The organism is Marinobacterium sp. xm-a-127, from assembly GCF_013283425.1.
GTDB lineage: Bacteria > Pseudomonadota > Gammaproteobacteria > Pseudomonadales > Balneatricaceae > Marinobacterium_E.
This window is the reverse complement of sequence record NZ_WBYH01000002.1, coordinates 383,334-406,884: the sequence shown is the minus strand read 5'-3', so window position 1 is coordinate 406,884 and position 23,551 is coordinate 383,334. Positions and strand designations below refer to the sequence as shown.

Sequence of the window (23,551 nt, the reverse complement as noted above, 5' to 3'; positions counted from 1 at the left end):
GAATGGTTATGTTGTGAATTCTATCAGATCTACTCTAGCGCTTCTGCTAAGGTGGCGGTAAAACTTAACTGGTTCGGTAGAGGTGTTAGGTCAGATCGAGAGACGGTTTTTAACGGTTGGAACTGCAGATCCGCCAACACGATTTCACAGCCATCCTGAATTCGACGTTCAATGAAACCTTCCAACGCCGACAGTCCGCCGGCATCCAGTATCGATACACCATCTAGGTATAAGATGATTTTTTGTTTTCCTTGGCTTAGGTGCTCTAGTTGGTCAAAGACTCGGTCAGCGGCGGCAAAGAAAAGCGGTCCGTTGATTTTGTAGACGGCGGTTCTTTCAGAGAGCGGCTTAGGGACATGTTTACGCACGCCACTGATATCTTTTACTTGAGTCATCTGTGCTATGTCTCGCATGAAGAGCAGTGCCGCTAGCACGACGCCCGCGCAAATGGCGATCACCATGTCAAAGATGACGGTCAGCGAGAAGCAGCTAAACAGAACCAAAACATCACCCAAATTGGCCTGTCGTACTAACTTAATCGCTTTTGGCGCTTCACTCATGTTCCAAGCAACCAGAAGGAGCATTGCGGCCATGGTTGCCATAGGAATCTTCGCTAACCAAGGAGCGAGCAATAGGATAGCTGCCAGTACGACCAGCGAGTGTATGATGGCGGCAATTGGGGAGACCGCACCAACTCGATAGTTAGTAGCCGATCGAGCCAGTGCAGCGGTTGCTGTGATACCACCAAACCAAGGCGTTACCAGGTTGCCGATCCCTTGACCCAGTAGCTCACCGTTGGAGTGATGTCGTTTTTGACTCATGCTATCCAGTACAACCGCGCAGAGCAGTGACTCAATGGCGCCTAACATCGCGATTGAGAACGCGGCAGGCAGTAGTTCAATGACCAGCGATAAGTTCCAATCAAGAGGGATGCCGTCAGGGCCTGGTTGCTGCCAAGGCCATCTGAGGCTGGGTAAAACAGGAGGTATGCCTGCTCCAGAGGTGCCATCAGGTAATAGATAGTGAAAGCGGGTGCCAATGGTCTCTATCTCGTTAAAGCCCCATAGAAAAGCCGCTAAGGTTCCGACAATGGCCGCTGGAAGATAGGTTGGGATAGGCGTCTTAAGTTTTGGCCACATGATCAATGAGGCCAGTGTCACCAATCCGACAACGAGCTCCCCGGTGTGAATGGCAGGAAGGTGGGCAAACAGGGTGACAAGCTTGGCAAAGAAGAACTCAGGCATCTCAGTAATATGAAGGCCTAAGAAATCATTGAGTTGCAGCACTGCGATAACGACGGCGATGCCACTGGTGAAGCCGAGAGTCACCGGTTCGGGTATGTACTCAATTAATCGACCCAACCTTGCGAAAGCAAGCGTGAGCATAATGAAACCGGCCAGAAGCGTTGCCAGTAGAAGTCCATTCAAGCCGTAACTTTGAGCAACTGGATAGAGTATGACTACGAATGCAGCCGTTGGGCCTGAAACGCTGTATCTAGAACCACCGGTTAAAGGGATCAAGATACCGGCAATGATCGCTGTATAGAGACCGAACTGTGGAGGTACACCGCTGGCAATGGCGAGTGCCATAGAGAGCGGGATTGCGATGATCCCGACGGTTAAACCGGCGAGTAGATCTTTAATGAAATGATCAAAACGGTACCCCTCTTTAAAGACTTCACGCAGTGCAGTGAAAGGGAGTACTGAATTCAAACGTGATCGATGTGGCATGTCAGTGAGGACCGTATAGATCGTGTAAGATCCTCACAATTTATAAGGTTTTGAGTGAACTAGCTATCGTCTTTTAGTCGTTGCTGCTGTCAACACAGGTGTCACAGTGCTCTTTGAAAATACCAACTTTTACCAGCACCGAGTGGAACCAACAGCCGGCACACCATCCTGCAGCAGCTTCAAGCCACATGAAGGTTAGACAGAGAGGAATGGTCACTAGAGGTGTCCAGCGAGGCATCCAGTTTTGAGTGGTTGTCAGCAGTTCACTTCCTGTGAGGCTGTTTACAAATTCGGCAACCGGTACCGGGTTGAAGAACAGAAGGCAGGCGGCAACCAGTGCGGTACCAATCTTCCAAGCAAACTTCTTAGGCTGGTATGGGCGGTAGACCGGTTTGTGGTGACGGTTCATAGCACCGGCAATCCAAAACAGGGGGCAGAGCCAGGCTGTGCGTTTGCTTTGGCTTAGCACCATCTCCCAAAGGACATAGAGTAATAGATAAGTTTGTGGGGTCCAGTCGTAGACCTGTCGAACGACTTCGGCGGAGTAGATGATCTGCCCAGCCATATTGGTCTCCCAAGTATCCTCGAGTGTACTGGGATCAACGATGAATGCTGACCCATTGATCGTGTTGTAGAAGATAACAAGAATAGAAACCGGAACTAGGAATAGAAAAGCGGCACGAGTTCTAACAACATTGTCGTTGACCATGTCGTAACTCATTGGGTGAAACAGTGGGTTTCTCATCAGTGATCCTCTATTGTTTTTATATTAACTGTTTCTAATGATAGGCTAGAGACAAGCGTTAATAATAGATGCTGCTTAGGTTAAGTTTTTCTTAACTAGTTTGGTTATAGATCTCTTGGTTATTTATTAACTTTGCTAATATAAGCGGCTCTCCAGCAGGATTATTGGATGGCTAAGTTTCAAATCATCGTCGGTACCGTTTATGGTTCTACTATTGAATTGGCTGATGAGTGTCAGGATTTTCTGACCGCTCATGGGCATCAGTGTGAATGGTTAGATACACCCGAGCTCTCTGATCTTGATCCGTCAGCTTACCTGCTGATTATGACGGCATCGACGGGCATGGGAGACATTCCAGACGGTTTGATGCCCCTCTACTGTGACCTTTTAGATGAAGAGCCCGATTTAACGCATCAGCGCTTTGCATTGGTAGGGTTAGGGGATTCAAGTTATGACTATTTCAATGGGGCGGCCAAACGACTGTTTGAAGTGTTTACGAATCTGAAAGCTCAATCGCTGGTCGAGCCGCTCTATGTTGATGCCAATGAAGATCCTGAGCCGGCAGAACCTGTTATGCGTTGGCTAGCGAGCTGGATCGATCCGTCGGAAGGTTAGATTGATTCTCGGTTGCTTAACGCGAAGACGTTTTGGCACTGAGTGCTCCCAACACTCTTGAACGCCTGTGTTCATGATCAGCAGAGAACCGTGGCTGAGCTCAAAGTCGACGTTCTCTTTTCTACTCTTTAAATCTCGAAATCGAAAGGTGCGAGTGCTTCCAAGTGATAGTGACGCAATGACAGGCTGTTCGCCCAGTTCTGGCTCGTTATCACTGTGCCACCCCATACTGTCGTGCCCATCTCGATAGAGGTTACAAAGCACGGCATTAAATGAGTGGTTGGCCGTTGACTCGATTTTGTCTTTAATGGATTCGATAATGTTCGGAAAGCCGCTACCCTCCATCGTCAGATTAGAGTAACGATAACGAACCCCTTTTGATGCTACAAAACACTGGAGTCTTGGAATAGAGTGGCTTTTTCCATAGAGGGTAATACTCTCTTGGCACCACTCTAAAGTGTTTGTGAGCTCCGTGAGCAGTTCATCTGCTTCACAAGCAGTCAGAAAATCCTCGATCAGTTCAACGTTTAAACGACTCTTCATTACAGTTGTTCGAGATAGCTCAACAATTGCGCTGCGATGATCGATGTCAGATCTAATGAGTTCGTCTCATGAACAATGCTGTTGCAGGTGTGAATATCGGCAATATCTTTCAATAGTGCATGTGCATCCTTAGCAAAAATGCCGTGTACCCCGATGATCAATGGTTTGCCCATCTCTGCTGACTCCAGATGTTCGATGGTGGCCAGCATGGTTCTGCCACTGGAGATAATGTCATCGACTAATACAGGACGATATCCTTTGTATTGAGCCAGTTCAGGCTCCGTAATAGAGACATCGTAATCACCAGATCGCTCTTTCAACAGGATCTGATAAGGGCGATTGGATGCGTTGGCGATGGCGGCAACCCATTGTTCACTCTCTTCATCTGGGCCGATCAACAATAAGTTATCGGTTTGAGTTTTTAGGAACTCGGTAATCACCGTTTGTGCCGTGCAGACCATACCGTTGAGTGTGTATACCGCGTCCAATGTTGGATAGCGGTGTAGGTGTGGATCGACCGTAATGAGTGCATCAAAGGCGAGGGATAGATGCTTAGCAAAGTGCTTAGAGGTGATCGACTCGCCAGTATGAAAACGTTTGTCTTGGCGCATATACGGAAGATAGGGTGTGATTAGGCAGATATGGCGAGCGCCTAGTTCTCGCGCGTTTTCGGCAAAACTCAGTAGTGGAAAAAGTTTCTCATTGGGTTGGTAGAGGTCACAGAAAATAACCACGTTAGATTGTGCTACGTCGGTATCCACCCTAAGAAACGTCTCCCCATCAGGGAAGTGACGGATTTCAAATTGACCTGGTGAGAGACCGGTCGCTTCAGCAAGTTTATCCGGAATAGGGTGGCTTGGAGATAGATTAAATAGAATGGAGTTTTTCATAAGTCACCTATTCACCAAAGGTTAAAATTTGCAGGTGTGATTGCAGATAGTCAACCGCATAGTTGAGCTCGCCGATGTGTTCTGCATGAATCGTAAGCATGGGTTGTCCGCGTTTAATCTGATCGCCAACTTTAACATGTAGATCAACCCCCGCCGCTGCATCAGCTGGCGCTCCGGCCAACTTGGCGACTTTGGCTAGGATACGATTATCAACGGTCGCTAAAGAGCAGTCTTTTTCAGCCAGCATCTCATAACGATAGTGGGCTATCGGCGGTTCTTTCATAGTGCCTTGTGCTTCACAGATAGCAACAAACTTGTCCCAAGCTTTCCCCGTAGTCACCAACTCCCTAGCCAGCTTTTCACCTTCGCCCGGTGTTACTTTGCCGCTTAGATCGAGCATTGCTCCGGCTAGGTAGACCGCTCGATTTAACAGATCTTGAGGCGCCTGCTCATCACACTTTAACACTCTGACAATGTCGCGTGCTTCAAGCGCCGGGCCAATTCCCTCACCGACCGGTTGAGTTCCGTCTGTTTTAACAATGGCTAAAGTGACACCTAAGTTATCAGCCACCCGTTTAAAACTGTTTGCTAGCTTATCGGCGGCTTCATCATCTCTAACCTTAGCGGTAGGGCCTACTGGAATGTCGATCAAAACGTGGGTCGCGCCTGCGGCTACTTTTTTTGATAAAACAGAGGCGATCAGCTGCCCTTCACTATCGATATCGAGTGCGCGTTCTACTTGAATGAGAAGATCGTCAGCAGGACTCAGTCTTACTGACCCTCCCCAAGCAAGGCAGCCACCCTCGGAGTGTACGACCTCTCGCATCTGATCTAACGTAAGGCTGACATCTGTGAGCGTCTCCATGGTGTCAGCCGTACCGGCCGGCGAGGTGATTGCCCGTGAAGAGGTCTTAGGAATAGTTAATCCTGCAGCGGTTAATATTGAGACCACAATGGGTGTGGTGCGGTTACCGGGTAAGCCGCCGACACAGTGTTTATCCAGGACCTGTTCCAACCCCCAGTCGATGGTGCTTCCGGCATTAATCATCGCGCGAGTCAGTGAGGTGATCTCTTCATCATCTAGCTTGTCATCACCACAGGCCGTAATAAAGGCGGCTAGGTAAACATCAGCATAACGTTCATCAACGATGTCATTGATAATTTCGCTAAACTGCTCTTCATTCAATTTATGGCCATAGACCTTTGCTCGAACATGCGACAGAGAGTGCACAGGCCTTGGGTGAGACAGCCATATGGACTCATGTCCTATCAGTTTAAGTTTTTCCCAAGCAGATTCAGATAAGCCAATTTCGCCCTCGTCGATCAGGTCTCCTGTTACGATGTTAAGGGTGGCGATCATGTGATTTTGCTCAGTAGAGACCAGAACGCGCGTTAAGCTATTAAATCCTTCAGATTTGCAGACAGAGCTATCAGAACGAAGATAGATGTTGGGTTCGTGGTGTGTATCAATCCCTAAACGGCGTGCCCTTAAAGGGTTCATTTTCTCTGGAAACATAAGTCACTCTTATACTAAGACTCAATTCAGTCTACTTAAAAACTGAATACTTTCCACAAGAGTTCAAACAGTAATGATGTTTCTACTGTTATGGATCAAATGGCGCTGTTAAAATGATAAATCAATCTTGAGAGTGTATTAATGAGCGAATTACCTGAACAGCCTCTATTTGTCTCCCCATCCCTTGCATCTAAGTATGGTGTGGATGGTGCTCTGCTGTTGGGTCTAATTGAACAGTATCGTCTGATGGTAAGGGCGGATGAATTAACTCTCTCATTTTCGTCGTTGCAGGCGCGCTGTCCTTTCTGGAATGATGCACAGTTGCTTGAGCATCTCTACACACTGGCATCCGAATCTCTATTTGGTCTACAAGTGTCGGGTGACCAACTGCTGATTAGTTTTGAAAAGGGTGCTTCGCACTCCGTTGCCATGCCTGCAACGAAACAAGCCCCGATAGCCAGCCAACCGACAGCTGCTCGACCTCAAACTCATCGTTTGCCAAACTCTAGACAGAATGTGCCGCCAAGCTTCGGTGGAGGTTGGCGTCGATCAACTAATGAGTTGGACGAAATTTTTGAAGCGGCTGAACAGAAACGCAAACTTCAAATTCGTATGGATGTCTCTTGGAGGCCTGATCAGAGTTTCTATCAATTGCTTCAGCAGCACGGCATCGAAGCTCAATTTGCGGAGTCGCATCTTGACGAATTCACACTCTACTATCTGGATAAACTTGATCACCAGAGCGTTTGGAACCAGAAATTCCTAGCCTGGGTAAAACGCGCCGTTCGCGATCAAGAGAGTCGTTCGGCTAAAGCTGAACGTTTTAACGAATCTTCACAGGCCGGTGGGCAGCATGAAAAAAGTCGACGAGATACTCGGGAAAACCGAAAACGGGTTACCGCAGCCGTCATGGACCTCAAAAACCTCGACTGGTAATCGTGCACTCAGCACGCCGGAATATGAGGCGCCACAACGCGAGCTGATCAGCCAAGAGACCAAAGCGATGGTCAACATGGTGTTTGCTCGTTTTATGGCGATCTATGGCCATAAATTCAAAAGTGCTTTTGAAACCGAGCAGGAGATTATGATTGCCAAACGTGAGTGGGCAATGAGCATCTCTGGCTATGGTGAAAATGAACTGGTAGCGGCTATTAATCGTTGTAAAGAGACGTTGGCTTGGATGCCATCCATCTCAGAGTTCCTCAACATGCTAAAAGAGGTTGGAGCAGACTTTGGCCTTCCCAGTAGTTATGAGGCTTACCAAGAGGCTTGTCGATACGCGGGCGATCATCTTCATGATTGGTCTCACCCTGCTGTATATGAGGCTGCCAAGCAGACCGGTTGGTATGAGATTCGAGGGGAATCAGAAGCCAATATCTACCCGCGTTTTCGATACTATTACGATATGATCTCAAAGCGTGTGCGTGCTGGTGAGACGATTGATCAACCGGTGCCTGTTGCGATTGAAGACAAAAGCGAAGTGACGCATGCAACCACCATGCTCGAGTTTGCTAAAACTCATCAGATCGATGAGGCTGAAGCCTGCAAACTGCTCTATTACTTGACCCTGCCTGAGGGCTCCAATGTGCGCTCGCGACAGTACCAGCAGAGTCTAGCAACAGCTCAAGATCGTGGTTGGACGCTGCCCACTACTCAATAGCCAGATCCAAAAGAACTATTTTCTCCCAAGAAAGCGTTTAAGGTGCTTCGATACTTTCGAGGCATTTTGATCGCTGATTAGTTGGTCAAACAGCTTACTCCACCCCAGAATCGATACCGAAAAGAGAAAGCCTAGTTTCACATCATCAAACACAATGGCAACCAGGGTCATCGTGATCATTGTGGCAATGACCGAGACGATAAACACCTCTAACTGGCGAGGTCTAAAAAACTTCCAATAGATGAAGAAAGCGACCCCTGCGATAATGATGAAAAAGTGCATCGGTTACTCCTTAATCTCTGGCTCGAGTTGCTCTTTGAGCTGCTTGATCAGGTTCGCAGGCAGATCCTTTACTGTCAAAGTTTCACTGTTTGGATCGAAAGAGATCGATTTTCCAAGCGATTCATTGCTGAAGCTGATCGATACCTCACGCGTTCTACCCGTATAGCGAACGTATTTTTTCAGACTGGCGCGATCGGGAATGAACTGCTCTTTAAGTTCTGGGGCTTCAGAAGCGATGTATTGATCAAACCCAACCTCTTGGTCGCTTTCAACCGAGGCGGTTAGGTCACGATAACTAACGGACTCACCCGCTTTGGATTGCTCTATACAGAACTCGGCAACCTCTTTCTGATAACGTTTACCAGCCTCTTCCGGCATATTGGCGCTGTAGTCACGAACCACCTCCATGAAGCGCTCTGTGTCAGCTTGGGTATCCACCGTATCGAAGAAGCCAATAAACTCTCCCAAAGCTCGAGTGGCAGAGCGGTCACCAAAACCGAAGCCTAAGGTTAGGTAGCGACTGGCGCTAGGGTCAAACAGGCGCTTTAGATCGATGCAGCAACAGAGCCCCATTTTTGAAAACTCAATCTGTTCTGATTCAATCAGCTCATTGCTCTCATCAAAACACCAACCATCGGTCTGTTTTAATTGCGCTATCCAGAGTTCGTGTAGGTCAGTTTCATCTTGCTCGATGAACGCCCAGTAACCATCAGTCTCTAAATCCTCAGTCTCAAACATCACCGCTAACAACTCGATCACTTTGGAGCTGAATTGAGTTAGGTCTAGACCCTTCTCTTGCCAGTTCAGCAGTAGTCCTTTGAAGCTCGTTGCTTCATCCGCAAAGCGGCCATATCGCTTGGTGGCCCTGCGGGTGAAGACCTGATCGATTTCGTTTAGCAGTTTTCGGGCATTCAGTTCTGACCCTATAGGTTGCTCTTTCAGGTGAAATGACTGATCGCCAGTCTGACGAGTTAATCGGTGAGCGATAGCGCGAACACTGTTCATTGCAAGAGCCTATTGTGGTTGGCGAAAGTGTGGGCCGAACATTAGATCGGTTGCCTGTTTCAGTGCATCGGACACCGAGGATGAGCGAAGCGCTTGAACCATCAATACTCGATGAACAGGCAGGTACATTAGGTCTGCCAGGATGCGACTGAAGGCGTTCTGCCCAGCATCACACTGGGCTAACGCTTCTAAAAACAGAGTTAGAAGTGTTGGCTCGAGCAGCGCGTTTTCACAACGGGTAGCGATCGCAGCGAGCAACTCAGCACTCTGTGCTGCTCTGCTATTAAGAACAGCTTCAATCGCCTGATGCGTATGACTTTCTGTTTTAGCACTTGAGAGCGCACGGACAAGAAGCGAGATGAGCACTGGGTCTCTGTTTTCGTTTAATGCCTCTGTTAGCTGCTGCAACAGCATTTTGGATAGATCGCTGCTAGGCTTTGCGTGCTCAAGCAACCCAAGAACCTGTGCGTGTAAGCCTTCTGGAAGCTGATTGAGTGCGTTCACAAGAGTGGCTTCATTACCGGACTGTTCAAGTCTTACAACAAAATCAGCCAAGCCCTGAAGTGACAAGTTCTCCCAGCCTGTATCAAGGTTGGGTTGGCTGATAAACTGCTGCACAGGCTCATAATAGGCAGATGCTGCTTGCTGGTTATCTAGAGCCGCTTTCGCATGAAACAGTGCCATCTTTTCATCGATTGGTTTAAACGCGAAAGGATTCTCCTTTAGGCTGTCTTCTGTCGGAACACCGTCGATACTGGATTGAACGTTTTGCAGGAGGCGATTGACGATATCATCACGAACAGCGCTGAGCAGAAACCCTTGCTCATCGAGCGGTAACTTTAAAAACCAGACGGCATTCTCATCTGCAGACTCAGGATTCCAAAGTAGGAGAGCTATCCAGGCGTGCTGCAGATAGGGAGTAGGGTAAGGGGTGGCTTGAGTCTCGATGCGTTCAAACTCGTCAGCACTGAATGCCCTGATGCGACGGCCGAGATCGTAGATACGCATCGCGGTTCCGGCCTGTTTGAATAGTGCGGTTAAGGTTACCTGTTGATCGCTCATCGCTGACTCCATTTTCTGAGCGCGCGATTTTACCATGTCGGCGAGCGAATCACAGGTTGCCGAGAAGAATCCTCTCTTCTGCCTGCTCAATTTCACGTGGAGAACCGTTCAGAATCAATGTATCGCCTTCATTAAGTAGAAGAGTACCCGATGGATTGTCGATCTGCTCACCCTGTTGAATCAGTGAGCTGATCTCTAATTCTAGGTCGAGGGCGTCCAAGGTTTTGCCACAAGCATAAGCGTTTTCAGAGAGAGTAACCGCGTGCTTTTGAATCACTCGGCTTGGGTCTAAATCCGCTTTTAGGGATTGTCCGCCATGCACGAAACCATGCAATATCCGATAGCGTTGTGATCTAACGGTACGAATCCGCTCTTTGATGATATCGGCGGGTACATCCAGCAGTGTGAGGACGTGAGAGACCAACATTAGGCTACCCTCAAGCGCCTCCGGCACCACCTCTGCTGCGCCGTATATCTGAAACTGCTCTAAGTGATAATCATCCTGGGTTCGAACGAGTACTGGGATGTCACCGAATTCACGTTTAATTTGTTTTAATGTCTCAAGGCTAGACTTGGGGTTAGGCAGCGTCAGAATAATAAGACGGGCCTTCGCAGCGCCCAAGCCTCGCATGATATCGACCCGTTTGGCATCGCCGTAATAGGCGGGCTCACCGGCTGAAGAGGCCTCTTTAATACGAACCGGATCAGGATCAATGGCTACGTATTGAATCCCCATCTGTTTCAGAAAACGAGCCACAATCTGCCCAACACGACCGTAGCCACAAATGATGACATGGTCGGCTAGATCGTGATGTTGGCTGGCGGCAGTGGCATGCTGATGTTCTGGAACAGACTCAGCGCTGTTTGCGGTTGGGAAAAAGCGTTCTGCAATCCAATCGGCTTTATCTAACAGGATAGGTGTAATGACCATCGAAATGATAATGGTGGAGACTAAAACAGCGTTTAGGTCACTGTCGATCACATGATAGGTCAAAGCAACCGCGAGTAGGGCAAAGCCAAATTCACCGCCCTGAGCCAGGCTGATGCCTGCTTTTAAGGAGGTGTTTGCGTTATTGCCGAACAGACGACCTAGCAGCAAAATAACGACGGTTTTTGCCGTGACCAACATCAGAGTCGTTAAAATAACCCAGTGGATATTTTCAACCAGTGCAGACAGATCAAGCTGCATACCCACAGTGACGAAGAAGAGTCCTAGCAACACATCTCTGAATGGGCGAATGTCATTCTCAAGTTGATGCTTAAAATGACTCTCGCCCAACATCATGCCCGCTAAGAAGCCACCTAAAGCCATTGATAGGCCGGCTGCGTGAGTAATCCAAGCCGCTGTCATAGCGGTGACTAGTGCAACTAGAACAAAAAGCTCATCCGAGCGCTCACGTGCAACCTCATTAAACAGTGCGGGAAGAATTTTGTGCCCAAGAATGAGAAGGAGTAGGAGTAATCCAGCGCCTTGCAGTAGAGGCCAGATTATGGATTCGCTACTTTCAGCGGTGCTGGTTCCAAGCGCAGGGACTAAGATCAGAAAGACGACAGCGGCAATGTCTTGAAATAGTAGAATCCCAAAGGATAGTTGCCCATGCGGTTGGCCTAGCTGCTGGAGTCGGATGAGCTCCTTGGTCACGATGGCCGTTGAAGATAAAGCTAATGCACCGGCGAGAACAATGGATGGTGCCAACTCCATCCCCATGAGTAGTGATAAGCCGATGAAAATAGCGGAAGTGGTAATTACTTGGGCTGAACCTAAGCCGAGAACGGTCTTGCGCATGGCAATCATTTTCGGCAACGAGAACTCTAGACCCAGCATGAAAAGGAGGAATACAACGCCTAGCTCTGAAAGCAGCGCCATCTGATCGGGGTGCGCAACTTGAAGTGCAAACGGGCCAATCAGGGCGCCCATAGCTAGGTAGGCGAGAATGGCGGGTAGTTTCAAGCGTCTAAACAGGGTGGTGGCTACAACGGCACCAATAAAAATAAGCAGTATCTGTTCAAATAGACCGTAGCTTTCAGCCATTACTATCCCCGCTGAGTGCTCTATCGAGTTGTTGAATCTGAGCGATTAAGTGCGTGTTCTCTTTACGACTCTTCAGTGCCTCTTCGGCATAAGGGTGAATAGCACTGGAGTCGGGAAGAGGAATGTTTGTTTTTAAAAGGGCTTCAAGCCTAGGGATCAAAATCCACTGCAACCACTGAGTAAACTTAAGCGTGTCGATGCAAAAGGGTTGTTGACTGTTTAACGCTTCCTGGGTTGGTGGCGATGCTTCCCAGAGTGATAAACGCACCATCTCATCTCTGATCGCTTCGATCGATCGTGTAACGGCTTGAGCTTTACTCATCGTTGTGTTCGCACTTTGTGATCGCGGCTTTAATGCCGTTGAGTCGTTTAAAGCTGATCTCTTGCGCAGTGCTTAGGAAGTCCAGCATAAAGTCTGACTCTTTCTGCTCTTCGCGGATAGCCGCATAGAGTGTGCACCACAAACCCTCTTCACCTAATGACTTGGCATTGATGAACTGCTTTTCAAGGTACTCGTGCAGTGCCCAGTTTGGCAGTGCAGCCACGCCTCGACCACTAGCAACCAGCTGCACCATCATAACGGTTAACTCCGCCGTGCGAATTTCTTGAGGTTCGATACCTGCAGGATCTAAAAATCGTGTGAACAGATCCAAACGGTTTTGATCGACGGGGTAGGTGATCAAAGTCTCTTCCGATAGATCCGACGGCTCAATCTGCTTTTTAGCGTTGAGTCGGTGTTGGCGGCTTAGCGCTAGCATCGATTCGTAGCTGAACAGTGGAACGTAGTGAATGCCGTTTCTTGGCTCTGGGTCTGAAGTGATAACAAGGTCGATATCACCACGAGCCAGCGCTGGCAGTGGCTGGAATGTAAAGCCGGTTGAGAGATCCATCTCAACTTCAGGCCAATTTTTGCGGAATGAGTCGATGGTTGGCATGAGCCAATCAAAACAGCTATGACACTCAATACAGATATTCAAACGACCGACTTCACCACCCGCTAAGCGAGCAATATCGCGCTCTGCTGTTCGGATCATCGGTAGAATGTCATCCGCCAACGATAGGATGCGTTGACCCGCAGAGGTAAAACGAATCGGTTTGGTTTTGCGGATGAACAGCGAGCAGTTTAGGCGCTCTTCGAGATCTTTGATTTGGTGTGAGAGGGCCGATTGGGTTAAGTGAACCCGCTCTGCAGCTTCGACAAGGCTACCGGCATCTCTTAATGCCACAAGAGTTTTAAGATGTCGAAGATCGATCATGGCTGACTCCGGCTAATTGCATTGAGGCCAGTATAGACCATAACAAGTAAGCAGCCCATGGACTGCTTACTCAAGGGTTAAATGCCTACTAGAAGGAACTCCAGAAGTGCTTTTTGGGCGTGTAGGCGGTTTTCTGCTTCTTGGAATGCAACGCAACGCGGGTCGTCCATCATTTCGTCGCTGACCTCTTCACCACGGTGAGCAGGGAGACAGTGCATGAATAGAGCATCCGGTTTAGCGAGATCCATCAATGCGGTATTTACTTGGAATCCATCAAAACGCTTCAGGCGAAGGGCCTCTTCTTCCTCCTGTCCCATTGATGCCCAAACATCGGTGACAACCAGGTCGCTATCTTTAACGGCCTCTTTAGGATCATGAGTAATTGTGACGCGACCCGGGTTTGCGGCAAGTAGCTCTGCATCTGGCTCAAAACCTTTAGGGCAAGCGACGTTTAAATGGAAGTCAAACTGGCGAGCTGCATTGATGTAGCTGCTGCACATGTTATTGCCATCGCCAACCCATGCCACGGTCTTATCTTTAATGGATCCGCGGATCTCTTGATAGGTCTGCATGTCGGCAAGTAGCTGACAGGGGTGGAACTCATCGGTTAGCGCGTTGATAACCGGAACCTTTGAGTTGGCTGCAAAGGTTTCAACTAACTCGTGGCTAAAGGTACGAATCATCACCACATCAACCATGCTAGAGATGACTCGAGCGCTGTCTTCAATCGGCTCGCCGCGTCCTAGTTGGGTGTCGCGAGGGGATAGGAACATCGCATGACCACCAAACTGTGCCATCCCTGCTTCGAAGGAGACACGCGTTCGCGTAGACGACTTTTCAAAGATCATCGCCATAACGCGATTCTTGAGTGGCTCGTAGATCTCTCCCGCATTGCGCATGCGTTTAAGTTCAATCGCACGATTGATCAGTTTGTTAAGCTCTTCAGGAGTTAGGTCTAGAAGAGTTAAAAAGTGTCTTGTTCCCATAAAAATTAAAACGTCAGCCACAAATATGACTGACGATACCCTAAATAAAGTTAGTTTTGATTACTTTGCAAGTAGCTGATGAACTAGCTCAGATACAGTCTCTATCAGTTGCTCTGCTTCGGACTCAGAGATGATTAGAGGTGGTAGCAATCGAATAACCTTACCTCCTCCATTCACATTGAGCAATAGCTGATTGTCAGAGGCAAGTTTAGCTAAGCCAGTAATGTCAGTCTTGAACTGACAACCGATCATCAACCCTTTGCCTCGTACCTCAACAAATTCCTCAAGGTCGGCAAAGCGAGCGGCCAAACCATCACGAATTTGTTGGCCGCGAGCCATCGCGTTGGCCATCAACTCTTCATCTTGGATGGTGTTGTAAACCGCAAGGGCCGCCGCACATACCAATGGGTTACCACCATAAGTTGAACCGTGGTTACCAGGGCCGAATACATGGTTGCCATGATGTGCAACCAAGCAGGCACCAATAGGTACTCCGTTACCAAGACCTTTTGCTGTGGTCAATACGTCTGGCTTTACACCTTCATGTTGGAACGCAAAATACTTGCCAGTACGGCCATTGCCTGTTTGAACCTCATCCAGCATGAGCAGCCATTCATTCTCATCACAAATGTCACGCAAGGCTTTTAGGTAGCCGTCGGTAGGGACATGTACGCCACCTTCACCCTGAACAGGCTCTACAAGAATCGCCACAATGCTGCGGTTGTTTGATGCGACCTTCTTAATCGCTTCAATATCATCGTATGGGACGCGCACGAATCCACTCAGTAGCGGTTCGAACCCTGCTTGAATGGTGCGATTTCCCGTGGCTGACAGCGTCGCCATGGTGCGGCCGTGAAAACTCTGTTCCATCACAATAATTGACGGGTTAGTGATGCCGCGGTCGTTACCGTATTTACGTGCAATCTTGATTGCCGCCTCATTCGATTCCGCACCGGAGTTGCAGAAGTAGACAGCCTCCATATTGGTCTCGGTACATAACTTTTCGCCCAGCTGCTGTTGCAGTGAGATCTCGTACAGGTTGGAGGTGTGAATCAGTTTAGCGGCTTGTTCGCTGAGCGCTTGAGTGACGGCAGGGTGAGCGTGACCAAGACCAGTGACGGCTATGCCAGAGAGTGCATCCAGATAGCGTCGCCCCTCAGTGTCGAACAACCAAACGCCTTCACCGTGAGTGAAAGCAACAGGTAACCGAGCGTAGGTGGGCATTACAGGGGTCATGGTCATTGAAAGTGTTCTCCGTAAAACGCAAAAAGACAGCCGTGGCTGTCGCTGGAGAGTAATATTATTTTGTGCTTACAAAATAAGCAATCTTAGAGAGGATATAACCGAGTTTTTTACTCAGATTTACTGTATAGTGCGCCCATTCGTTCAATGAGATTTAAGAGGTGAGTTAATGAGCACTTTAGAGACAATTAAAGAACAGATCGAAAGCAATGCCATTCTTCTTTACATGAAAGGCACACCTCGCTTTCCTCAGTGTGGTTTTTCATCACGTGCATCTGAAGCGTTGATGTCATGTAACGAACGTTTTGCTTTCGTAAACATTCTTGAGAATCCAGATATTCGTGCAGAGCTACCCAAGTACGCTAACTGGCCGACCTTCCCTCAGTTGTGGGTTAATGGTGAGCTAGTCGGCGGGTGTGACATTATCTGTGATATGGCAGCGAGCGGTGAACTACAGACATTGGTCTCTGAAGCGGCTAAATCTGAAGAGGGTGACAGCGCTGAGGGTTAATCCCCGCTGACGCTTGTTAGTCCTGCTCGCTCTCTTCTCTGAGGGCGAGCATCATGTCCCATCCCCCCATCTCTTTCCACTGATTCACAATCATGCAAAACAGTTCGGCCGTTTTCTCTGTGTCGTAGAGAGCAGAGTGCGCCTGTTTGTTGTCGAAGCTAATTCCAGCGAGATCGCAGGCCTTTGCCAACACCGTATGGCCATAAGCCAGACCTGCTAGTGTGGCGGTATCAAAGGTGGAGAATGGGTGAAAGGGATTACGCTTGATGTCACAGCGATCGGCTGCATTGCAGACAAAGCTGTGATCGAAGTGAGCGTTGTGGCCAACCAGAATGGCTCGTTTGCAGTCATGTGCTTTAACCGCTTTGCGGATAGGCTTGAAGATCTTCTCCATCGCCATGAGTTCAGGCTCTGCTTCACGATCCGGTGACCAAGGATCGATGCCGGTAAAATCCAATGCCGATTGTTCTAGATTTGCCCCTTCGAAAGGCTCCACCTGTGCTTCAATCGACTGATCTACGATCAGGTAACCCTCTTCATCCATGGTCAGTGTGACCGCTGCAATCTCTAAGAGAGCATCGGTTTGAGCATTGAATCCAGCTGTTTCAACATCAACAACAACGGGAAGATAACCACGGAAACGGTCTGCCATTGGGTGACGCTGTTTCGAATTTGGCACAGTAGATCCTTACTCTTCGATGGGGTTTTGTGGAGTTTAACAAATCCAATGGATAAGGGCAGAGTTAAAACTCAGATCTACTGATATTTATTTAAATGTTCGCTATAATTCCCGCCCATAAATTTCAGTGCTGTCTGATTCATGAGTTCAGTGCGCCGTATTAACCTCTGCCCTGATCGGGCGAGCATGGAGTTGGAGTCGTCAATGTCCGACATTAAAAAAGTCGTTTTAGCTTATTCTGGTGGTTTGGATACCTCTGTAATCGTTCGTTGGTTACAAGATGAATACAATGCCGAAGTTGTAACCTTTACTGCTGATATTGGTCAGGGTGAAGAGGTTGAGCCAGCGCGAGCTAAAGCCGAAGCGTTGGGCGTCAAGGAGATCTACATCGAAGATCTTCGTGAAGAGTTTGTTCGTGATTACGTATTCCCAATGTTCCGCGCGAACACCATTTACGAAGGCGAATACCTACTGGGTACGTCGATCGCTCGTCCACTCATCGCTAAGCGTCTGGTTGAGATCGCCAACGAGACAGGTGCCGATGCGATTTCACACGGTGCGACCGGTAAAGGTAATGATCAGGTACGTTTCGAATTGGGTGCCTACGCACTGAAACCGGGCGTGCACGTTATTGCACCTTGGCGTGAGTGGGATCTTAACTCGCGCGAGAAGTTAATGGCTTACTGTGAAACTCACAACATCCCAGTCGATTTCTCTAACAAAAAGAAAAAGTCACCTTACTCTATGGATGCGAACCTGCTTCACATCTCATACGAAGGCGGCATTCTTGAAGATCCTTGGGCAGAAGCTGAAGCCGATATGTGGCGTTGGTCTGTTTCTCCAGAGGAGGCTCCAGATCAGCCAACTTACCTTGAATTGACCTACCGTCAGGGTGACATTGTTGCGATCAACGGTGAAGAGATGTCTCCAGCTACCGTATTGACTTACCTTAACAAGGTGGGCGGCGAAAACGGTATCGGCCGTCTTGATATCGTAGAGAACCGCTTTGTAGGTATGAAGTCACGTGGTTGTTACGAAACACCGGGCGGAACCATCATGCTTCCTGCACACCGTGCGATTGAATCGATTACACTGGATCGTGAAACGGCTCACCTAAAAGATGAGCTGATGCCACGTTACGCTAAGACAATCTACAACGGTTTCTGGTGGTCAGAAGAGCGCAAGATGCTTCAAACGATGATCGACGAGAGCCAGAAGTACGTGAACGGTGAAGTCCGTGTCAAACTGTACAAAGGTAACGTGACGGTTGTTGGTCGTCGCTCTGAAGAGAGTCTGTTTGACGAGAGCATTGCAACCTTTGAAGATGATGCAGGTTCCTACGATCAGAAAGACGCTGCAGGCTTCATTAAGTTGAATGCCCTTCGTATGCGTATCGCAGCTAGCAAAGGTCGTAAGTTCGACTGATCGTCAACTAGCCTAGGTTGCTAAATCGAAGCCCGAATCATCGATTGATGACTCGGGTTTTTTGTTTTTTTAGTGATCTCAGTAGCTCTGTTATGAGTTCAATCAATTGCATCAGGTAGATGTGATCGATAAAATTGTTTCTAGATAGTTATTGAACCTAAAGGGTTGTTACTACAACCCTTTTTTATTGGATTTTCAGCGGATGAAAACACACAAAATTCTTCAAGCTCCGATCCCAATGCGCTGGGTCGGTCCGATGAAACTGTCAGGTCATCTGATTGAAGAGAAGTTGAGTGTTCCTCTAGCCACTTACGAAACCCCTCTATGGCCATCCGTTGGCCGTGGTGCACGTATCTCTACACTCTGTGAAGAGGGGATTAAAGTCAGTGTGATTGATGAGCGTATGACTCGCTCGATTTTGCTTGAAGCGGAAGATGCTTATGCAGCGCACCAAGCGATCCAGTCTCTAAAAGCACGAATGGATGACCTCAATGAGGTAGTGGCTAAATCGAGCCGTTTCGCCAAGTTAATTGATATCAATTCACAGGTGGTTGGTAACCTTATTTACCTGCGCCTTGAGTTTACGACAGGTGATGCCTCTGGTCACAATATGGTGACTAACGCCGCTGATCATCTGATTCCTTGGATTTTGACAGAGTATCCACACCTTCAGTACAGCTCCATATCGGGTAACTACTGCTCCGATAAAAAGGCAACCGCTGTTAATGGTATTCTTGGTCGTGGAAAGTATGTGGTTTGTGAAATCCTGATTCCACGAGATATTGTTGAGCGCCGCCTTCACTCTACGCCGGAAAAAATTGTTGATCTGAACATCAAGAAAAACCTGATCGGCACAATGATCGCTGGTGGTTTGCGCAGTGCTAATGCGCACTACGCCAATATGCTGCTCGCCTTTTACTTGGCAACAGGGCAGGATGCGGCCAACATCATTGAAGGCTCACAAGGTGTGGTTCACGCAGAGGTTCGCAACGGCGATCTTTACTTCAGCTGTACGCTACCAAACTTAATCGTCGGCAGTGTCGGTAACGGCAAAGGAATCGACTTTGTAGAAGAGAATCTAGAACGCCTTGGCTGTCGAGATGATCGTGAGCCGGGTGCTAATGCTCGTCGATTAGCTGCAATCTGTGGTGCGACGGTTCTGTGTGGTGAGCTGTCTCTGATTGCTGCGCAGACTAACCCAGGTGAGCTGATGCAGTCGCACCTTCAGATGGAACGCAAATGAGTCAGTTGACCAACGATCGGAAGATTGAGCACATCAATGCGATTCTGCAGGATGCCGAGACCGATCGTGATGCGCGCTACTTCGATCGTATCAAGTTAACGCACAGGGCGTTGCCAGAGCTCGATTTCGAAAAGATCGATCCGTCCATTAAATTGTTGGGTAAATCGCTAAGCTTCCCCATGCTCATTTCATCGATGACCGGTGGCGATCATGAGTTGATCCGGACCATTAACCGTAATCTGGCTGAAGCAGCCGAGCGTTGTGGCGTGGCGATGGCGGTGGGTTCGCAGCGAGTGATGTTCAGTGACCATTCGGCTAGGAGTAGTTTTGATCTTCGAACGGTTGCTCCCAATGCGCTATTGATCGGCAATGTTGGTGCTGTGCAGCTCAATTATGGTTTTTCACTGGAGCAGTGTCAGGCTGCGGTCGACCTACTGAAAGCCGATGCTCTCTATCTTCACTTGAACCCTTTGCAGGAAGCCATTCAGCCTGAGGGTGACCGTAATTTCGAGAATCTAGCGGATCAGATCCAGCAGATTGTCGAGGGTTTGTCCGTTCCAGTCTGGTTAAAAGAGGTGGGTTCTGGCCTGTCGGCCGCCGATGTGGAGCTTGGTTACCGAGCAGGCGTTCGTTATTTCGATGTGGCAGGCAGCGGCGGAACCTCTTGGAGTCGAATCGAACATCATCGTCGTGATCAGGATGACCTTGGGTTACTATTCCAAGATTGGGGATTACCGACACCAGTGGCGTTAGATCAATGTCAGTCTTGGCAAGATAAGAGCACGTTAATTGCCAGTGGTGGTCTACGTAATGGGATTGATCTAGCTAAGTCTGTTATACTCGGCGCCTCGTTGGGGGGATTTGCAGCGCCTCTACTGCAACCCGCAATGCAATCGGCTGATGCGGTTGTCGACGTAGTTGAACGTATCAAACGTGAATATGTAACGGCACTGTTTCTTTTAGGTGTGCCTAGTACGACAGCGCTTAAGGGTCAGCGAGCGCTTATCATCGAACAGTTTTAAGGATTTGATCAAAGTATGTCCGTAGGTATCGACGAAATCAGCTTCTATACATCGAGCTACTACCTCGATTTGCGCACGCTGGCTGAACGTCAAGGCACTGATCCGAACAAGTATTACGATGGTATCGGTCAAGAGAAGATGGCGATGGCGGCGCATGATGAGGATATCGTTACGCTTGCGGCGAACGCTGCGCTTCCTATTGTTGAACGCATTGGAACCGATGCAATCTCAACGATTCTGTTTGCCACTGAGACCGGTATTGATCAATCCAAAGCGGCGGGTGTCTATGTACATCGTTTGTTGGGGTTGAACAGTCGCTGTCGTGTGGTTGAGCTTAAACACGCTTGTTACAGTGCAACAGCGGCCGTTCAAATGGCCTGTGCACTGGTTGCTCGTAACCCAAGTAAACAGGTGCTTGTGATCGCGTCTGATGTGGCCCGTTACGACCTGGACTCTCCAGGTGAAGCCACCCAAGGTTGTGGTGCGGTTGCAATGTTGATCAAAGCAAACCCGAGAGTTCTAGAGATTGAACCAGAATCGGGCACTCACACTGAAGATGTGATGGATTTTTGGCGTCCCAACTACCGTACAACGGCGCTGGTCGATGGCAAATACTCGACCAAAATTTACCTCACATCTTTGAAACGTAGCTGGGAAAACTTCTGTGAAGAGAGTTCCGTTCGCTACGGTGATATCGACTATTTCTGCTACCACTTACCCTTTGGCAAGATGGCACAGAAAGCTCACTCACAGTTGGCCCGTGTCAATAAAACGGGTCAATCTCCGGAAGAGCTTGCTGCTCAGATTGAACCAACACTTATCTACAACCGTTTGATTGGTAACTGTTACACAGCGTCAATGTATATCGGGCTCTGTTCCCTCCTTGAGCAACTTAACGAAGATTTAACCGATAAACGTATCGGACTGTTCAGTTATGGTTCGGGTTCGGTCAGTGAGTTCTTCACCGCTAAGGTGGTGGCGGGCTACCAATCGGCTTTGAATACAGGCCGCCACGCTGAGCTGCTAAACGATCGAACTGAATTGAGCTACGAAGAGTATCTCACCCTTTATCGATACCCTGATCCACGTGATGGTGGGCAGCATGTGATTGCACCCGATACACAGGGCCGCTTCCGCTTGGCGGCGATTAGCGATCATAAACGTGAGTACGTAGAACGTTAGTCATGTCGGTTGCAAGTGCTCCCGGAAAAATTATTTTAAGTGGTGAGCACTCCGTTGTGTACGGTGCTCCAGCTCTAGCATTCTCGGTTAAACAGCGTTTGACCGTTAACTTTACTCCCGATCTTCTGCCTCGACTTAGCTGGTTTACTCCAGACAGAGCACATGAGATGGCTCTGGAAAAGTTTTCTACTCTTCGTCATAAATTGGATGCGGCGTTTGATGGCTACCTTCGAGGTGAGCGCTCCATCAGCGAGATCTTCTCTCGACCGGCAGAATTGATTTTCTACACCGTTGATGTGGCCCGTATCCTAGGTAACCTTGAACGCATTCCCCGCGGTAAATTTGATATTCAATCGGACATTCCGGTGGGTGCCGGTATGGGCTCGTCTGCCGCTCTGCTCGCTGCACTTTTGAAGCTGTTCTCCAAACATGAAGATCTACCCACTTTGATTGAGCAAGTTCGACACTGCGAACGCTTACAGCATGGTCGCGGCAGTTTGATTGATGCGGCTACAGTAACCATGGGTGGTTTGGTCAAGGTGGAGCAGGATCAAGCGAATCGATTGGGTCTGTTGCCTGATATGTTTAATAACGACTGGTACTGGATATTTACTGGAACTCCTGCAACAAGTACCGGAGTCTGTGTCGAGCGTGTTCGCAGCCAGTTTGAGCAGTCGGATATATGGAGTGAGTTTGCTGCTGTGACGCATCGTATCGAGACGGCTCAAACCGATCTCGATCAGCTCTCCTTAGCAATCCAAGATAATCACCGCCTTTTAAACCGTATTGGGGTGGTGCCCGCTCGAGTCGCCGCATTAGTTGAGCAGATAGAGAGGTTAGGTGGGGTGGCTAAAATCGCAGGTGCTGGTGCGGTATCCGGTGATGCCGGTGGGCTTGTGTTGGCGTATATGCCTAATCAAACACCGGATGCTTTGAAGTTACCGGCTTTGATGCGCTGGGGACGAGTTGAATCGGATGGTCAGGGTGTCAGTCTCGGAGAGGATGTATGATCTGTTTTTCGGCGCCTGGTAATTTGATGTTAATGGGCGAGCATGCCATCTTGCATGGTCAACCTGCCATTGCATTGGCCGTTGGTAATAGGCTGTCAGTCACCTTGATCCCGCGAGTGGATGAGGTCGTCACTATTGAGTCGGAACTGGGTCGTTATCAGAGCGCTTTGAGTGAGTTGTCAGATGATTCAACGTTCAGCTTTATGGTCGCTGCAATTCAGCTGTGTCAATCCAAGCTAACACAGGGTTTTGATTTAACAGTCTCCAGTGAGTTTTCAGATCAAGTTGGCCTGGGTTCCTCGGCCGCTGTCACCGCTTCAACCATTGCCTGCCTGTTAAACTTCTGTGGTAAGCCGGTTACCAATGATCAGGTTTTTAAGTTGGCTCTTGAGGCCGTTCACAGTGTTCAAGGCGGTCGTGGTTCGGGCACCGATTTAGCCGCTTCAATTTGGGGCGGTATGATCGCCTACGAAATGAACGGTGCCAAGGTGCGTCCACTGAAAGGCACCCCTGATATTGATCTCTTCTACGTCGGGTACAAGATGAAAACGCCTGAGGTGATTGCGTTGGTTAATCAGCGAGCTGACGCCGATCCCGCTATTTACGCCTCAATCTATCAATTAATGGGGCAGGTGACTCGCGCAGCAGAACAAGCGATAGAGTCACAAGAGTGGAACCGGCTAGGGCAATTGATGGATCAATACTCAGGGCTAATGGATGCGCTAGGCGTGTGTGATGCTAATTTAGCAGACCTGCAATTTAGAATGCGTCAGCAGTCTGGTGTTCTGGGTGCTAAGATTTCAGGATCTGGTTTGGGTGACTCTGTTATCTCGTTAGGTTTGACCAATCCTTCAGAGATCCCTTATCAACATCTGCCCGTCTCGATACACAGTGTAGGTCTCAAACAGGAGTGAA

24 protein-coding genes are annotated in these 23,551 nt (G+C 48.7%); 10 read left to right on the top strand and 14 right to left on the bottom strand.

Going from position 1 to position 23,551, the window contains the following annotated elements:
- Nucleotides 1-29: 29 nt before the first annotated feature.
- Both dauA and XMA127_RS05705 read right to left on the bottom strand, forming a co-directional pair.
- Complete coding sequence (gene dauA, locus XMA127_RS05710) at nt 30-1,730, bottom strand: C4-dicarboxylic acid transporter DauA (protein ID WP_173499018.1); 1,701 nt, start codon at nt 1,728-1,730, stop codon at nt 30-32.
- Between the two features lie 73 nt (nt 1,731-1,803).
- Nucleotides 1,804-2,475, bottom strand: coding sequence for a DUF4395 family protein (locus XMA127_RS05705; protein ID WP_173483244.1), 672 nt, complete (start codon nt 2,473-2,475; stop codon nt 1,804-1,806).
- A 168-nt stretch (nt 2,476-2,643) separates the two neighbouring features.
- Here XMA127_RS05705 and XMA127_RS05700 point away from each other — a divergent pair, with 168 nt between their 5' ends.
- Complete coding sequence (locus tag XMA127_RS05700; protein WP_173499017.1) at nt 2,644-3,090, top strand: flavodoxin domain-containing protein; 447 nt, start codon at nt 2,644-2,646, stop codon at nt 3,088-3,090.
- Here XMA127_RS05700 and XMA127_RS05695 read toward each other — a convergent pair.
- From XMA127_RS05695 to XMA127_RS05685, 3 genes are read right to left on the bottom strand one after another with little or no spacing between them, the layout of a single operon-like run.
- Entirely contained in the window at nt 3,058-3,633 is a 576-nt protein-coding gene (locus tag XMA127_RS05695; protein WP_173499016.1) for an alpha-ketoglutarate-dependent dioxygenase AlkB, read from the bottom strand. The genes XMA127_RS05700 and XMA127_RS05695 overlap by 33 nt on opposite strands.
- Nucleotides 3,633-4,523: a ribose-phosphate diphosphokinase gene (locus tag XMA127_RS05690; RefSeq protein ID WP_173499015.1), complete on the bottom strand. Its 891-nt coding sequence runs from the start codon at nt 4,521-4,523 to the stop codon at nt 3,633-3,635. Before XMA127_RS05690 ends, XMA127_RS05695 begins: the two co-directional genes overlap by 1 nt.
- A 7-nt stretch (nt 4,524-4,530) precedes the next feature.
- Nucleotides 4,531-6,039, bottom strand: coding sequence for a thymidine phosphorylase family protein (locus XMA127_RS05685; RefSeq protein WP_173499014.1), 1,509 nt, complete (start codon nt 6,037-6,039; stop codon nt 4,531-4,533).
- Between the two features lie 141 nt (nt 6,040-6,180).
- On the opposite strand from XMA127_RS05685, the gene XMA127_RS05680 reads away from it, so the two are divergent.
- Both XMA127_RS05680 and XMA127_RS05675 read left to right on the top strand, forming a co-directional pair.
- Nucleotides 6,181-6,975 carry a DnaT-like ssDNA-binding domain-containing protein gene (locus tag XMA127_RS05680; protein WP_173499013.1) on the top strand — a complete coding sequence of 265 codons (795 nt, stop codon included), beginning with the start codon at nt 6,181-6,183 and terminating at the stop codon, nt 6,973-6,975.
- Nucleotides 6,893-7,699 carry a replication protein P gene (locus XMA127_RS05675; protein ID WP_254449940.1) on the top strand — a complete coding sequence of 269 codons (807 nt, stop codon included), beginning with the start codon at nt 6,893-6,895 and terminating at the stop codon, nt 7,697-7,699. The genes XMA127_RS05680 and XMA127_RS05675 overlap by 83 nt, the downstream gene beginning before the upstream one ends.
- Before the next feature lie 15 nt (nt 7,700-7,714).
- On the opposite strand, the gene XMA127_RS05670 is transcribed toward XMA127_RS05675, so the two are convergent.
- From XMA127_RS05670 to XMA127_RS05635, 8 genes are all read right to left on the bottom strand, one after another.
- Complete coding sequence (locus tag XMA127_RS05670; RefSeq protein ID WP_173499012.1) at nt 7,715-7,981, bottom strand: hypothetical protein; 267 nt, start codon at nt 7,979-7,981, stop codon at nt 7,715-7,717.
- A 3-nt stretch (nt 7,982-7,984) separates the two neighbouring features.
- Nucleotides 7,985-8,986: a nucleoid-associated protein gene (locus tag XMA127_RS05665; RefSeq protein WP_173499011.1), complete on the bottom strand. Its 1,002-nt coding sequence runs from the start codon at nt 8,984-8,986 to the stop codon at nt 7,985-7,987.
- Between the two features lie 9 nt (nt 8,987-8,995).
- The gene (locus tag XMA127_RS05660; RefSeq protein ID WP_173499010.1) at nt 8,996-10,048 is read right to left on the bottom strand and encodes a DUF3549 family protein; all 1,053 of its coding nucleotides are present in this window, start codon (nt 10,046-10,048) and stop codon (nt 8,996-8,998) included.
- A gap of 49 nt (nt 10,049-10,097) precedes the next feature.
- Entirely contained in the window at nt 10,098-12,080 is a 1,983-nt protein-coding gene (locus XMA127_RS05655; RefSeq protein WP_173499009.1) for a monovalent cation:proton antiporter family protein, read from the bottom strand.
- Nucleotides 12,073-12,402: a YqcC family protein gene (locus tag XMA127_RS05650; protein WP_173499008.1), complete on the bottom strand. Its 330-nt coding sequence runs from the start codon at nt 12,400-12,402 to the stop codon at nt 12,073-12,075. Before XMA127_RS05650 ends, XMA127_RS05655 begins: the two co-directional genes overlap by 8 nt.
- Nucleotides 12,395-13,336 (bottom strand): LysR family transcriptional regulator, encoded by a 942-nt coding sequence (locus XMA127_RS05645; protein ID WP_173499007.1) that lies wholly within the window; start codon nt 13,334-13,336, stop codon nt 12,395-12,397. The genes XMA127_RS05650 and XMA127_RS05645 overlap by 8 nt, the downstream gene beginning before the upstream one ends.
- A 77-nt stretch (nt 13,337-13,413) precedes the next feature.
- Entirely contained in the window at nt 13,414-14,322 is a 909-nt protein-coding gene (gene argF / locus XMA127_RS05640; protein WP_173481991.1) for an ornithine carbamoyltransferase, read from the bottom strand.
- A 60-nt stretch (nt 14,323-14,382) separates the two neighbouring features.
- Entirely contained in the window at nt 14,383-15,564 is a 1,182-nt protein-coding gene (locus XMA127_RS05635) for an aspartate aminotransferase family protein (protein WP_217362035.1), read from the bottom strand.
- Between the two features lie 169 nt (nt 15,565-15,733).
- On the opposite strand from XMA127_RS05635, the gene grxD reads away from it, so the two are divergent.
- Nucleotides 15,734-16,075 carry a Grx4 family monothiol glutaredoxin gene (gene grxD, locus XMA127_RS05630; RefSeq protein ID WP_173481990.1) on the top strand — a complete coding sequence of 114 codons (342 nt, stop codon included), beginning with the start codon at nt 15,734-15,736 and terminating at the stop codon, nt 16,073-16,075.
- Between the two features lie 16 nt (nt 16,076-16,091).
- Here grxD and rnt read toward each other — a convergent pair whose 3' ends face one another.
- Nucleotides 16,092-16,727 (bottom strand): ribonuclease T, encoded by a 636-nt coding sequence (gene rnt, locus XMA127_RS05625; protein ID WP_173482040.1) that lies wholly within the window; start codon nt 16,725-16,727, stop codon nt 16,092-16,094.
- Nucleotides 16,728-16,958: 231 nt separating this feature from the next.
- On the opposite strand from rnt, the gene XMA127_RS05620 reads away from it, so the two are divergent.
- The 6 genes from XMA127_RS05620 (at nt 16,959) to mvk (ending at nt 23,550) form a co-directional block, all read left to right on the top strand.
- The gene (locus XMA127_RS05620) at nt 16,959-18,179 is read left to right on the top strand and encodes an argininosuccinate synthase (RefSeq protein WP_173481989.1); all 1,221 of its coding nucleotides are present in this window, start codon (nt 16,959-16,961) and stop codon (nt 18,177-18,179) included.
- Nucleotides 18,180-18,381: 202 nt separating this feature from the next.
- Nucleotides 18,382-19,422, top strand: a complete 1,041-nt coding sequence (locus XMA127_RS05615) for a hydroxymethylglutaryl-CoA reductase (protein WP_173481988.1) — start codon at nt 18,382-18,384, stop codon at nt 19,420-19,422.
- Entirely contained in the window at nt 19,419-20,444 is a 1,026-nt protein-coding gene (gene fni, locus XMA127_RS05610; RefSeq protein ID WP_173499006.1) for a type 2 isopentenyl-diphosphate Delta-isomerase, read from the top strand. Before XMA127_RS05615 ends, fni begins: the two co-directional genes overlap by 4 nt.
- A gap of 15 nt (nt 20,445-20,459) precedes the next feature.
- Nucleotides 20,460-21,626: a hydroxymethylglutaryl-CoA synthase gene (locus XMA127_RS05605; RefSeq protein ID WP_173499005.1), complete on the top strand. Its 1,167-nt coding sequence runs from the start codon at nt 20,460-20,462 to the stop codon at nt 21,624-21,626.
- A gap of 2 nt (nt 21,627-21,628) precedes the next feature.
- Nucleotides 21,629-22,636: a mevalonate kinase gene (locus XMA127_RS05600; protein WP_173499004.1), complete on the top strand. Its 1,008-nt coding sequence runs from the start codon at nt 21,629-21,631 to the stop codon at nt 22,634-22,636.
- Complete coding sequence (gene mvk, locus XMA127_RS05595) at nt 22,633-23,550, top strand: mevalonate kinase (RefSeq protein WP_173499003.1); 918 nt, start codon at nt 22,633-22,635, stop codon at nt 23,548-23,550. Before XMA127_RS05600 ends, mvk begins: the two co-directional genes overlap by 4 nt.
- The last annotated feature ends 1 nt before the right edge of the window (nt 23,551 follow it).